11 protein-coding genes are annotated in these 13,565 nt (G+C 69.8%); 6 read left to right on the top strand and 5 right to left on the bottom strand.

Going from position 1 to position 13,565, the window contains the following annotated elements:
- From QM624_RS09685 to QM624_RS09665, 5 genes are all read right to left on the bottom strand, one after another.
- Nucleotides 1–3,374: DUF3418 domain-containing protein (locus QM624_RS09685; protein ID WP_415091215.1), on the bottom strand; the 3,374-nt coding region annotated here is incomplete at its 3' end.
- A gap of 136 nt (nucleotides 3,375–3,510) precedes the next feature.
- A complete protein-coding gene (locus QM624_RS09680; protein WP_415091213.1) occupies nucleotides 3,511–4,380 on the bottom strand; it encodes a universal stress protein in 870 nt (289 codons plus the stop codon).
- Nucleotides 4,381–4,393: 13 nt separating this feature from the next.
- Nucleotides 4,394–4,786 carry a pyridoxamine 5'-phosphate oxidase family protein gene (locus QM624_RS09675; protein ID WP_415091211.1) on the bottom strand — a complete coding sequence of 131 codons (393 nt, stop codon included), beginning with the start codon at nucleotides 4,784–4,786 and terminating at the stop codon, nucleotides 4,394–4,396.
- 10 nt (nucleotides 4,787–4,796) lie between these two features.
- Entirely contained in the window at nucleotides 4,797–7,181 is a 2,385-nt protein-coding gene (locus tag QM624_RS09670) for a phosphoketolase (protein WP_415091209.1), read from the bottom strand.
- 135 nt (nucleotides 7,182–7,316) lie between these two features.
- Nucleotides 7,317–8,258: a T3SS (YopN, CesT) and YbjN peptide-binding chaperone 1 gene (locus QM624_RS09665; RefSeq protein WP_415091207.1), complete on the bottom strand. Its 942-nt coding sequence runs from the start codon at nucleotides 8,256–8,258 to the stop codon at nucleotides 7,317–7,319.
- Between the two features lie 51 nt (nucleotides 8,259–8,309).
- On the opposite strand from QM624_RS09665, the gene QM624_RS09660 reads away from it, so the two are divergent.
- The 6 genes from QM624_RS09660 to QM624_RS09635 all read left to right on the top strand — a co-directional run.
- Nucleotides 8,310–9,602 (top strand): acyltransferase family protein, encoded by a 1,293-nt coding sequence (locus QM624_RS09660; RefSeq protein WP_415091205.1) that lies wholly within the window; start codon nucleotides 8,310–8,312, stop codon nucleotides 9,600–9,602.
- Nucleotides 9,603–9,628: 26 nt separating this feature from the next.
- Complete coding sequence (locus QM624_RS09655; RefSeq protein ID WP_415091203.1) at nucleotides 9,629–10,150, top strand: DedA family protein; 522 nt, start codon at nucleotides 9,629–9,631, stop codon at nucleotides 10,148–10,150.
- A gap of 26 nt (nucleotides 10,151–10,176) precedes the next feature.
- Nucleotides 10,177–11,070: a YwiC-like family protein gene (locus tag QM624_RS09650; protein WP_415091216.1), complete on the top strand. Its 894-nt coding sequence runs from the start codon at nucleotides 10,177–10,179 to the stop codon at nucleotides 11,068–11,070.
- Nucleotides 11,071–11,270: 200 nt separating this feature from the next.
- The gene (locus QM624_RS09645) at nucleotides 11,271–11,843 is read left to right on the top strand and encodes a PadR family transcriptional regulator (protein WP_415091201.1); all 573 of its coding nucleotides are present in this window, start codon (nucleotides 11,271–11,273) and stop codon (nucleotides 11,841–11,843) included.
- A complete protein-coding gene (locus tag QM624_RS09640; protein ID WP_415091199.1) occupies nucleotides 11,840–12,547 on the top strand; it encodes an ABC transporter ATP-binding protein in 708 nt (235 codons plus the stop codon). The genes QM624_RS09645 and QM624_RS09640 overlap by 4 nt, the downstream gene beginning before the upstream one ends.
- The coding region (locus tag QM624_RS09635; RefSeq protein ID WP_415091197.1) for a hypothetical protein at nucleotides 12,544–13,565 on the top strand (1,022 nt) is incomplete at its 3' end. The genes QM624_RS09640 and QM624_RS09635, both read left to right, overlap by 4 nt.

Below are 13,565 nucleotides of genomic sequence, written 5' to 3'. Positions count from 1 at the left end.
TCGGCGAGCAGTGCCGGCACGGACGGGTACGGCGACGCGGCGAGGGCGAATTTGACCGGGTTGCTGAGCCGCGAGACGACCCAGTTGGTCGGGTCGGGACTGGTCAGCACCACCAGCCGGCGCAGGCCGCGCAGGTGTGATCGGACGGCCTCGTCGAGCGTGGCGTACACCGTCACGCCCACCGCTTCACCAAGATCCGACAAGGCCGGATAGCCGACCACCGTACCCTCGACCCGGTCGGCGATGGTGCCGAAGTCCCACTGCGTGGCGCCGGCGTGGGTGTGCTCGGCGGCGCCGGCGTTGAGCTCCTGGCGGACCTGCGCGCCGAGTTGCTCGGCCAGTGCCGGCAGATCCTTGCCGGTGGCCACCTGGTCACCGTCGCGAGTGACCACGAAGCGGACCCGCAGGTGGTCGGGGACGGCATCGATGCGCCAGGCGTCGTCGGGCACCTGGGCGCCGGTGAGCATCCGCACCGCTCGACCCAGCCCGATCGGCAGCGGCTCCCCCGCCACCGGATGCTCGGCGAGCCACGCCAGGGCACGTTTCGCGGTGTCCGGCGCGGGGACCAGCCGGGCCCGCCACTGCTTGGGCAGCGTCCGGATCAGCTCGGTGGCCAGATCCTGCCGCAGGCCGGGGATCTGCCAGCCGAAGTCGTCCGCAGCCACCTGGTTCAGCTGGGCGAGCTCGATCTCGACGGTGACGCCGTCGTGGCCCGAGCCGGGGTCGAAGACGTAGCTGACCGGCAGGTCGAGGTCGCCGGTGCTCCAGTGATCGGGGAACTGTTCGGCGTCCACCCGGTCGTCGGTGAGCAGGTCCGCGGGAGCCAGGTCGAGCAGGTGGTCGTCGCGGCGGCGGGCGTCGCGCCACCAGCGGTCGAAGTGGGCGACCGAGACCACATCGGCGGGAATCCGTGCGTCGTAGAAGGCGTACAGGGTGGCGTCGTCGGCGAGCAGATCGAGCCGCCGGGTGCGCTCGGCGAGCTGTTCGGCGTCCGATCGGACGGCTTCGTTGCGGGCCCAGAAATGGTGCCGGGTGTGCCATTGGCCCTCGGCCAGCGCGGACTGGATGAACAGCCGGCGGGACTCTTCTGGGTCGATCCGGCCGTAGGAGACGGTGCGTCCGGCGACGATCGGGACGCCGAGCAGGGTGACTCGTTCGGTGGCGACCACCTGTCCGGAGCGGGCTGACCAGCGCGGCTCGGAGTAGCTCCGGCTGAGCAGATGGCTGCCCACCTCCTCGACCCAGGCCTCTTCGATCGGCGCCACCGTGCGGGCCCAGAGCCGGGTGGTTTCGACCAGTTCGACGGCCATCACCAGCGGCGGGTTGATCCGTGCCGCGGCCGAGCCGGGGCTGATCGCGAACCGGCTGCCGCGGGCGCCCAGGTATTCCCGCGGGCCGCGTCGGCGCTTGTCGGCGGGCCTTTTGTCGCCGGGCTTGGCCGTGGTGCGTTCGTCCAGCAGGCCGACGTGGGACAGCAGGCCGGACAGCACCGCGAGGTGCACCCGGTCGACGCCGGCCGGTTCGGCGTTGCGGGACATCCCGAGGTCGCGGCAGACGGTCTTCAGTTGCTCGTTGAGGTCTTCCCATTCCCGGACCCGCAGGAAGTTCAGATACTCCGCGCGACACATCCGGCGGAAGGCGTTGCCGGAGCGCTCCTTGCGGGCGGTGCGCAAGTAGCGCCACAACCGCAGCAGCGCGGCGATATCGGACGGGTCGCGCGGGGCGTCCTTGCCCTGTTCGGGCGACTCGCTGAAGAACCGGCGGTGCAGCTGATCGGCCTGTTCCTGCTTGTCAGCGGGGCGTTCCCGAACGTCGGGCACGGTCAGCCCGGCCACCACCGCCTGGGCTTCGCGCAGGCAACCCTGGCGTTCCGCCTCGACCAGCATCCGGCCCAGCCGCGGGTCGACCGGCAGCCGCGCCAGCTGACGCCCGATCGGGGTCAGCCGGACGCGGTCGTTGCGTCCGCCCCGTCGCCGCCTCCCGCTGGTCGAGACCTCACCAGCCGCCCCGCCGGGTTTCGACAAGCTCAACCCTCGGTCAGTCGAGGCCCCGCCACCGTTGGTCGAGCTTGTCGAGACCCCCTGGGCAGCCGAACCGGGTTTCGACAAGCTCAACCCTCGATCGCGGTCGGATTCGATCGCGCCCAGCTCGGTGAGCAGCCGCAGTCCGTCGCCGATCTGGGCGGCGTCCGGGGGTTCGACGAACGGGAAGCGGGCGATGTCGCCGAGCCGGGCCTGCGCCATCTGCAGGATGACCGAGGCGAGGTTGGTGCGCAGGATCTCGGGTTCGGTGAACTCGGGACGTGCCGCGAAGTCCTCCTCGTCGTAGAGCCGGATGCAGACGCCGGGCGCGACCCGGCCGCAGCGTCCGGCGCGCTGGTTGGCGGAGGCCTGCGAGATGGGCTCGATCGGCAGCCGCTGCACCTTGGTCCGCGCCGACCAGCGGGAGATGCGGGCGAAGCCGGGATCGATCACCGAGCGGATGCCGGGCACGGTCAGTGAGGTTTCGGCGACGTTGGTGGCCAGCACCACCCGCATCGTGGTGTGCCGGGCGAACACCCGGTGTTGTTCGTGTGCGGACAGCCGGGCGAACAGCGGCAGGATCTCCACCTCGCGCCGGGTCAGTTGTGACCAGTCCAGCCCGGCGATGGCGTCCGCGGCGTCCCGGATCTCGCGCTCACCCGAGCAGAACACCAGGATGTCGCCGTCCGGGCCGTCCAGCATCAGCTCGGTGACGGCGTCGCAGATGCCGTCGATCAGGTCGCGGTCGGTGCCGGACTCGATCACCGGACGCCAGCGCACCTCGACCGGGTAGGTGCGGCCGGAGACTTCGATGATCGGCGCATCGCCGAAGTGTTCGCTGAACCGGGCGGTGTCGATGGTGGCCGAGGTGACGATCACCTTGAGGTCCGGACGCCGCGGCAGCAGTTGTTTCAGGTAGCCGAGCAGGAAGTCGATGTTCAGGCTGCGTTCGTGTGCCTCGTCGATGATCAGGGTGTCGTAGCGGCGCAGGTCGCGGTCGTGGCCGATCTCGGCGAGCAGGATGCCGTCGGTCATCACCTTGACCCGGGTCTGCCGGCTGGTCTTGGCGGTGAACCGGACTTGGTAGCCGACCACCTCGCCCAGCGGCGTCCCGATCTCTTCGGCGATCCGTTCGGCGAGGCTGCGCGCGGCGATCCGGCGCGGCTGGGTGTGCCCGACGCGTTCGCGTCCGGCGGCCAGGCAGAGTTTGGGCAGCTGGGTGGTCTTGCCCGAACCGGTCTCGCCGGCCACGATCACCACCTGGTTGTCGCGGATGGCGGCGACGATGTCGTCGGCCCAGGCAGCGATCGGCAGCGCGGCGTCGACCGCCAACTTCAGCTGCTCCCCGGACACGGGCGCCCAGCCTAATACGCCGACCGCCTCCGGGTGACCAAGAGAACCGTCCCCAGTGACCAAGAGAACCGTCCCCAGTGACCGCGGGGACGGTTCTTTTGGTCACCAGGACGGGAGAGGCATTCCCCTACAGGGGTTACTTGACCAGGATCACCGGGCAGTTGGCGAAGGTCATCAGGCCCCGCGCCACGCTGCCCACCGAATAGGTGGGGAACCGGACGTCGGCCTCGATGACCAGCACCGAGACGGTCTCGCTGAACGAAGCCAGCTCATCGACCGGCGAGCCGTAGCGGACCTCGGTGGTGATCTCGGAGAGCTCGCTGTGCCGTGCGACCACCTGCTCGACCTGGGCCGCCTGGTGCGCTTCGGCGCTCTCGATCGCGGCGTCCACCTGGTCCTGGCTGACGTTCAGCCAGAAGATCCGGCTCTGCGGCGCGCGACAGACGCTGACCACCTTCACCGGACGCCCGGCGAACAACGGATTGCTGAGCGCCCACTCCAGCGCGAGCGCACCGGGGCCGTCCGCGTCGAGCGCCACCCCGATCGGGGCGTCCTCCTGGGTGGGGACGTCGGCGACCACCACCAGCGGGCAACGCACCGCACCCGCCAGCCCGACCGAGGTCGACCCGGAGAACGGACGGTTCCGGCTGGTGTGCGCGCGGCGTCCGACCACGACCATCGAACAGTTCTGGCTCAACTGGGTGAGCACCCCGACCGGCGTGCCGATCGCGACCTTGATCCGGATCCGTTTCTTGGCAGCACCGAGCGAATGGGCGGTGGCGGCCGCTTCGGCGAGCAGCTTGCGGGCCGTCGCCTGCACCGCGGCGGCATCGAACACCACGCCCCAGGGACTGCTCACCACCGTGTCGTCGGCCACGTACACCAGGTGCAGCATCGTCTTGGTGGCCGCTGCGATTCGGGCCGCGTACTCCAACGCCCGCACCGCGTCGTCGGACGCGTCATAGCCGACCAGGATGGGGGGCGGACCGGCGTAGGGCTTCGGCATCGCGCCTCCTCCTTCAGAGCTTGGCGATCGAACGTCCCGCGTAGTGATCGGGCAGTACGCCGATCACGATCGGCCGGTCGCCGGGCGCCCACGGGTCGGGCATCTCCTCGGGCAGCGTCGCCACCGGCGCGCCCGACGTGCCGTGCACCAGCACGCTCCACCCGGTCTCGGTCTCGGCGTCCAGGTCGTCGACCTGAAAGGAGACCTCGACCGGGTGGACCAGCTGAGCCAACGGCGAGCCGGCCGCGGTACGGAAGACGATCAGGTCGTCGACCAGGCCGTAGCTGACGGGCAGAATCTGCACACCGGACGGCGAGTTCCAGCCGACACGGCCGAAATTGCGGGTGGCCAGCAACAGCCGACACTCCGTCGCATCAAGGGTGGTCAGGTGCCCGTACTGCGCCATAGAGATGACCCTACTGCCTTTCGGACGCCTCCCCCAGTTCCCAGTCCCGCACTTCCGGCATGTCTTCCAGGTGTTCCACGATGTAGGCCTCGTGCCGGGCCAACTGGGCCTGGCAGAACCGCATCAGATCACTGGATCCGCGGCGGGTCACCTTCATGTTGTTCAGCACGTCCATCACCAGGTGGTAGCGCGAGGCCCGGTTGCGCACCACCATGTCGAACGGCGTCGTGGTGGTGCCCTGCTCGATGAAGCCGCGGACCCGGAAGCGGTCGGCGTCCGGGCGTCCGTGCACCAGCTGATGGATGGCGCCCGGGTAGCCGTGGAAGGCGAAGATCACGTCGCGGTTGTCGGTGAACAGCTCGTTGAAGTAGAGCTCGCTCATGCCGTGCGGATGATCCTTGGGCCGCTTCAGCGTCATCAGGTCGACGACGTTGACCACCCGCAGCCGGATGTCCGGCAGGTGCTTCTTGATCAGCTCGGCGGCGGCCACCGTCTCCATCGTCATGATGTCACCGGCGCAGGCCATCACGATGTCCGGCTCGGCAGCGTCCTCGGGCGTCCCGGCCCATTCCCAGATCGAGGCGCCGCGGGTGCAGTGCTCGACCGCCTCGTCCATGGTCAGCCACTGCGGCTGCGGCTGCTTGTCCTGGACGATCAGGTTGACGTAGTTCTTGCTGCGGAAGCAGTGGTCGGCGACGCTCAGCAGGCAGTTGGCGTCCGGTGGCAGGTAGATCCGGGAATGCTCCGAGCCGCCGTTCAGCACCACCTGGATCAGGCCCGGCCCCTGGTGGCTGAAGCCGTTGTGGTCGTTGCGCCACGCGGTCGAGCTGACCAGGATGTTCAGGCTCGGAACGTCGGCGCGCCAGGGCAGATGGGACGCCTCCTGCAGCCACTTGCCGTGCTGGATGGTCTGGCTGGCCGACACCATCGCGAAGGCTTCGTAGGTGGCGAACAGGCCGTGCCGTCCGGTCAGGTTGTAGGCCTCCAGCCAGCCGTGGCAGTTGTGCTCGCTGAGCACCTCCATCACCCGGCCGTCCGGACCGAGTTTGACGTCGTTCTCGTTCACCTCTTCCATCCAGGCCCGGTCGGACGCCTCGAAGACGGCGCCGAGCCGGTTGGAGTTGGTTTCGTCGGGGCAGAACAGCCGGAAGTTGTCCGGGTTGCGGCGGTACGCCTCGCGCATGAACTCGCCCAGCTTGCGGGTCGACTCGAGCTTCTCGGTGGCGCGCTGCTCGACCGGGACTGCCAGGTCGCGGAAGTCGGGCAGGTCGAGCGGCACCGACAGCAGGCCGCCGTTGGCGTACGGCGTCCCGGACATCGACTTCGGCTTGTCGGGGTTGGCGCTGCGCACCAACTCGACCGGATGCCCGCTGTCGTCGAACAGCTCCTCGGGACGGTACGACCGCAGCCATTCCTCGAGTTGCTTCAGGTGATCGAGATTGGTCTTCACCCCCGACAGCGGCACCTGGTGGGCACGCCAGGTGCCCTCCACCAGCTGGCCGTCGACGATATGCGGGCCGGTCCAGCCCTTCGGGGTGCGCAGCACGATCATCGGCCAGCGCGGACGTCCCGGCTCGGCCTCACCGGCACATGCCTTGCGCTGGATCTCCTTGATGGACGCGTAGGCGCGGCTGAGCGCCTCGGCGAACCGGTAGTGGATGCCGGGCTGGTCGTGGCCCTCGACCTCGATCACCTCGTAGCCGTGGCCCTCGAACAGCTCGCGCACCTCCTCGCGCGGTTTGCGGGACAGCACGGTGGGTGCGGCGATCTTGCCGCCGTTGAGGTGCAGCACGGGAAGCACGGCACCGTCGTGGGCCGGGTTGACGAACGAGATGCCCTTCCAGGAGCCCTCGAGCGGGCCGGTCTCGGCTTCGCCGTCGCCGACCATGGCGATGGTGAGCAGGTCGGGGTTGTCGAAGACCGAGCCGAAGGCGTGGATCAGCGCATAGCCGAGTTCGCCGCCCTCGTGGATCGAGCCGGGCGTGGTGACCGAGACGTGGCTGGGGATGCCGCCGGGCGCGGAGAACTGGCGGAAGAACCGCAGCATGCCCTCGGCGTCCTGGGTGATCCTCGGGAACGCGTCGGTGTAGGTGCCCTCGAGGTATGAGGCACCGACGAGTGCCGGGCCGCCGTGGCCGGGCCCGGTGATGTAGAGGCAGTCCTGGCCGGTGTGCCGGATCAGCCGCGAGACGTGGGCGTAGACGAACGCCAGCCCGGGACTGGTGCCCCAGTGGCCCAGCAGTCGCGGCTTGATGTGCTCGGGGGCGAGCGGCTCACGCAGCAGCGGATTGGCCATCAGGTAGATCTGCCCGACGGTCAGGTAGTTGTTGGCACGCCACCACGCATCGATGCCGGCGAGCTCGGATTCGGTGAGTTCGGGGAGGGTTGCTGACATGGCTTCCACGCTAGCCACCATTGACGGAACGCAAATGGAGTTTGCGAGAAGTTCACCTTTCGCCGCTGGTTGGTCGAGCTTGTCGAGACCCCTCGGAAGGATCTCGACAAGCTCGATCAGCAGTGGTGAAGCTTCTCAGGCGTCTGAGGCGAAGGTGGTGCGGCCCCGCAGCTTGGACGCCAGATGCTCGTCGATCTCGTCGGCGACCACCGACACCGTCCGCAGCGCCTGCTGCAGGTGGGCCGGGACGAACGGTTGGGCGAAGATCGACAACGACACGAACACCCGGTCCTTGATTAGCATGAACCGGACGAAGCGGGCCTCGGTGTTCAGGTCGCTGAGCACCTCCATCGCCCGGCTGCGTCCTTCGACGTCGTGGACGACGGCCGAGAACACCAGCACCTCCTGGGCGTCGGTGGTGGCCCGGACGAACACCATCGTCGAGCCGACCCGCAGCGCGAAGTCGCCGTCGGCGTCCTGCAGCGGCTGATGCCCCAGTAGCTCGGTGAGTTCGGCACCGATCAGCCGATCCAGGCCGGCTTTGGTGGCGACCAGCCGGGCCGCGAGATCGTCGTCGTCGAAGGTGGTGGCGGGCGCCTCGCGCGCCCCGGGCGGGGTCAGGATCTCGGCGAGTTGGTCGGGCGCTAGGAACGCCGGATGCGGCACCTGGTACACCTCGCGGAGCACCTGTGCGGCGGCCTGGGCCAGCTCGGCGGCCTCCTCCTGGCTGCCGGTCCGCCAGAAGTTGGCGGTGGGGTGCGCACCGTCCACGTTGGGCGGCTCCCAGCCCAGTTCCTCCAGGGCCGCCAGTTGGTCGGCCCTCAGCTGGAACTCTTCGCTCAGCTCGGCGTTGCCGGCCGCCTCGACGGTCAGCACGCCGCCGGCCGAGCAGCGGAACACCACGAACGGCGCGGTGCCCTCCTGCTCGGTGGCCAACGATCCGATCCGCAGCGACGCGCCGGGATCCATGTGCGAGATCACCTCGCCGAGGCGTCCGGCGAACTCCGCCCACGATTCGTCGGTGCTGCGTTCCAGGTCGAAGCCGTATACCTCGCTGGCGTTGTTGGGGTCGTCCACGCGTCCAACCTAGCCCTGTGCGCGACGGACGGTCACGTAGCATGACGGCCGATGTCCCCACGCAATCACCTGATCGACCTCTCCCGGGCCTTGTCCGTGGTCGTGGTGGTGACCTTCCACTGCCTGCTGTACCAGATCGTGGTGGTGGACGGCCGCCCGCAGGTGGTGCCCTGGGCGCCGCAGCCGCATGCGGCGTGGTGGACGGCGAGCTGGTTCGTCATGATCATCCCGCTGTTCTTCATCGCCGGCGGCTTCGCGCACGCGCTGGTGATCGACCGGATGCGCCGCGAGGGCAGCAGCTACTCGCACTATCTGGCGGCCCGGGCGCGTCGCCTGGTCGGGCCCCTGCTGCTGTTCGTCGGTTTCGCCACGGCGCTGAGCACCGCGGGCGCCTGGCTGTACTCGGCGGAGGTCAGCGTCGGTCTGAGCATCCAGTTCGCCCAGCTGCTGTGGTTCGTGGCGATCTATCTGGTGATCGTGGGCGTCGCGCCGCTGATGGTGACCCTGCACGACCGGTTCGGCATCTGGCCGATGCTGGCGCTCACCGTGCTCGCGGCCGCCGTGGACGCCTGGTCGTTCGCGACCGGCGATCCGGGGCTGCGCTATGGGAATCTGCTGACCGTGTGGCCGATGTGTCATCAGCTGGGTATCGCCTACCACCGTGGCTGGTTCCGGAGTGGACCGGTGTGGTTTCCGGTGGCTGTGGTCGTGGCCGCGGTGGTCACGATCCCGGTGCTGATCTTCGGCCTCGGATATCCGGCCTCGTCGATCGGTCTGGGCGATATCCCGATCGCGAACGTGTTACCGCCGACCGCAGCGATGATCGTGCTGGCCTGCGGACAGACCGCCGCGCTGGGGTTGCTGGAACGTGCCGGGGTGGCCCGGACCCTGCCGCCCCGGGTCGAGCGGGGGCTGGGCGTCGCGAACGCGCTGGCGGTGACCACCTACCTGTGGCACATCCCGTGCATCACGATCGCCGGCGGGTTGCTGTTCGGCCTGTCCCGGCTGGCTCCCGGACTGACCGGGGTGCTGCTCTCCCAGGCTGCGGTGGTGCTGGTGACCTGGCTGCTCATCGTGGCGCTGATCCCGCTGATCGGACGGCTGGAGTACGCCCTGATCCCCCCGCTGGTGCGGACGCCGGGCCGGGAGGCGGTCGGCGCCTACCTGCTGCTCACCGCGGGGACGGCGCTGGTCTGGCTGCACGGCACGGTGATCCATCCGAGTGACCCCTGGTCGCTGGCCGGGCTGCTGCTGCTCGGCGGCGGCATGACCTGGCTCGCCCATGCGATGAGAGCGCCCGCCCCGGCCAGCACTCGGACGCCGAGTCACCCGCCCATAGACTGAAGGTCGCGGCGACGGAAGGTGGTGCGGTGGATCCGACCCAATGGGACGCCCCCTTCCCCCTGATCGTGACGGCGCTGTTCATCATCGTGCTGACCCGGTCGAACGCCACCTACTGGGCCGGACGCCTGGTGGCGCGCGGCGCCTCCCGGACCAGGGCCGCCCGATGGATGGAGACGGCCGGCTATCGACGCGCGGTCGAGCGGCTGAACCGCTGGGGGGCACCGGCGGTGAGCGCCTCGTTCCTGACCGTCGGCGTGCAGACGCTGATCAACCTGGCCGCGGGTGCCGTCCGGATGCCACTGACCCGCTACATTCCGGCGACGATCGTGGGGTCGATCGCCTGGGCATTTCTCTACGGCACGGTCGGGTTCGTCGGCTTCGAAGCTTTCTCCCTGCTGTGGGAGCACTCCCCCGCCGTGGCGTTGGGTGCCGCCGTGGTGGCGTTGGCCGGGCTGGCCTGGTTCATCGTCCGGCAGGTGCGGCAGAGCGGCGCGAAGACCGACCCCGAGCCGGCCGCACCCGCGGAGGATCGACCCACCGTTGGTTGAGCCTGTCGAAACCCCTTGCCAGCCCCGTGTCGTCCGAGTCTCGACAAGCCCGACCAACGGCGAGTGGGTTTCCTCGGCCGGATTCGACGGATCCACGGCATGGGGCGAGCAGCCCGCCTAGGGTTGCTCGTGTGGCTGGTCGAGCATCCGCTGGATGGATACCCAACCAGCACGGCGCTTGGGCGATGCTGGCGGTACCGATCGCGGCGGGCCTCACGCTTGGTTCTGACGGCTCGCACTACGCGCCGTTCCTGGCCGCCTGCTGCGTGCTCGGCTATTTCGCGTTCCACGCCACCTCGCAATGGTTGAAGAGCGCTCCCGTGCGGCGCGGACGCTATCGGCCGGCGATGCTGGCCTACACGGCACTCGCGCTGGGCGTCGGCCTGATCGCTCTGGTGCTCGGCGGCTGGACCCTGCTGCACTGGCTGCCGCCGGTCGTCGCGCTACTGGTTCCCGCACTCTGGCTGGCGCAGCACCGCAACGAACGCGCGCTCCTCGGCGGGGCATTGACCACCGCGGCTGCCTGCCTGATCACCGTGATACTCGCCTACCGCTCACCCGCGGCGCTCGTCGCGGACTGGCCTGAGGCACAAACCGCTCTGCTGCTCGCCGTGACCCTGTTCGGCTACTTCTTCGGCACTGTGCTGCATGTGAAGAGCCTGATCCGCGAGCGTGGCAACCCTCGCATCGAGGGCGCTTCCACCGCCTGGCACCTCGGCTGGACGGCGCTCAGCGTTCCGCTGTGGGGCTGGTTCCCCGGGCTGATCTGGGCGGCGATCTTCGCCGCGACGACGATCCGCACCGTGGCGTTGGCACGCCGCGCCCGGCGGGGTCCGGTTCGACCGCTGACCATCGGCCTCATTGAGATTGCGCTCAGCACCCTGGTCCTGGCCGGCGTCCTGGTCACCACAAGCAACTGACCTGACCACCGGACGACCGGACCGGAGATCCCGGCGTCCGCCGGGATGACCAGCCCACCGCTGGTCGAGCTTGTCGAGACCCCTCCCGCGGCTTCGAAGGCTCAATCGGCGAGCGACACGCGGGCGACCCTCGACATCGCCATACATACTCGGTATATGCTCACCGACCAGGAGATATACCGAGTATGTAGGAGTCGCTGATGTCTGTACGACTGGGGCTGCTGGCGTTGCTGGCCGAAGGTCCGCGCTATGGAGCCGAGCTCAAGGCTGGGTTCGAGCAGCGCACCGGCGGCACCTGGCCGGTGAACGTCGGTCAGGTGTACACCACGCTGGACCGGCTGGAGCGGGACGGGCTGGTCACCGCCGGCGAGAGCGATGCCGAGGGACGCATCCGGTACTCGCTGACCATTGCGGGACACGACGCGGTGACCCAGTGGTGGCGGACGCCGGTCGACCGGCAGGCGACCCCACGCGACGAACTGGTGATCAAGCTGGCCATCGCCATCACCTCGCCCGGGGTGGACTCCGCCGCGGTCGCGCAGGCCCAGCGATCGGCCACCATGCACCGGCTACAGCAGGCCACTCGACTGAAGCAGTCGATCGATCCGGCCGCCGACCTGGCCTGGCTGATGGTGGTCGAACACCAGCTGTTCGCGGCCGAGGCCGAGATCCGCTGGCTCGACCAGGTCGAGGCCAGCGTCGCCCGCTTCGGCGCGGCCACGCCGGCCACAGTGGAAGCCACCGAGGATGACACCGTCGAGGCCCGGCGATGAGCGCTCCGGCCCTGCGGCTCACCGATGTCGTGCGCACCCACGGCAGCGGCGACACCCTGGTGCATGCGCTGCGCGGGGTGTCCATGGACGTCTGGCCCGGCGAGCTGGTCGCCGTCATGGGCCCCTCCGGCAGCGGCAAGTCGACGCTGCTGAACCTGGCCGGCGCCCTGGACCGGCCGACCAGCGGCGAGGTCGCCATCGACGGCGTCACACTGAACGGACTGAAGCCTGGGCAGCTGGCGCAGCTGCGCCGGCGACGGGTCGGCGTGGTCTTTCAGAGCTACAACCTGATTCCCGCCCTGACCGCCGCGGAGAACATCGCGCTGCCCCTGGAGTTGGACGGCCAGCCGGCGCTTGCGGCCCGGCAGGAGGCCCGGGCGGTACTGAAGGATCTTGGCCTGGGCGGACTGGCGGACCGGTTCCCCGACCAGCTCTCCGGCGGTCAGCAGCAGCGGGTGGCGATCGCCCGGGCACTGGTCGGTGAGCGCCGGCTGGTGCTGGCCGACGAGCCGACCGGCGCCCTGGATTCCGTCACCGGCGAGGAGGTGCTGACGGTGCTGCGGGCGCGTTGCGACGGCGGAGCCGCCGGCCTGTTGGTGACTCACGAACCGCGCCATGCCGCCTGGGCCGACCGGGTGGTCTATCTGCGCGACGGCGTCGTGGTGGACGGGACGGCCGTCCGTGACGCACGGGTGCCGGCGTGAGCACCGCGATAGCAGCCCGGACGGCGGCCGACGTTCCGCTGGGGCAGCGCCAGCTCCGGGCACGCTCCTGGTGGACCGGATGGCGGTTGGCACTGCGGATGGCACGTCGGGACGTCCGGCGAGATCGGGGACGGAGCTGGTTCGTCTGGCTGATGGTCGCCGTCCCGGTAGCTGTGATCGCCGCCTCGCAGGTGCTGGTCGCGTCATTCGAGCTGTCGCCGCGGGAGTGGACCGCACTTGCCACGGGCGGAAACCAGGCCCGGATCGACTGGACCGGGCATCGGTTCGAGCCGGAACTGAACAGCTATGGGCAAGTGGTCGGCGATGACCCCACGCCGGCCGAAGCGCCGGCGCTCCCCGGCTGGGGAAAGACGCTGGCCTCGCGCCAGGCCGCGGTCGCGCGATTCCTCAACCGTCCTGTCGCCACCGTCACCTGGAGTACTCCGACCTTCGGGGTCGCCGAGCTCGGACTGATGATGGTCGGCGCCGATCCGCGCGATCCGTCGATGTCGGGGGTGATCCGGCTGACCGAGGGCCGGCTACCGGCCTCGCCCCACGAGGTCCTGGTCACCGCGCACGGCGTCCGGTCCGGCCTGCCGACCAGCGGGGACGTCCCACTGACCCTGGGCGGCACAGCGGCCGGCTACACGGTGGTCGGACGCGCCGACCTGGAGTTGCTCGGCAGCTATGACCTGATCGGCTACCCCCAGCCGGTGCACGATGAGCTGGGTTTCCTGGTCCCCGGCGATCGGCCGGTGACCTGGGACGACGCGACCCGACTGGCCCGCTACGGCTTCCAGACCACCAGCCTCGACGTCGTGGCGCACCCGCCGAGGCCGCTGCCGACATCGGGGCCCGGTTTCGGGGTTGGTGAGGTGGCCCTGGTGGTCGGGCTGGTGGAGGTCGCTCTGCTGGTCGGGCCGGCGTTCGCGATCGGCGCCGCCCCGGCAGCGGCGCAGCCTGGCCCTGGCGGCGCTCAACGGTGCCGATCCGCGGCAGCTGAGGCGGGTGGCGCTCG

It is taken from the genome of Micropruina sp. (genome assembly GCF_047606365.1).
GTDB lineage: Bacteria > Actinomycetota > Actinomycetes > Propionibacteriales > Propionibacteriaceae > Micropruina.
This window is presented reverse-complemented; position numbering and strand designations above follow the sequence as displayed.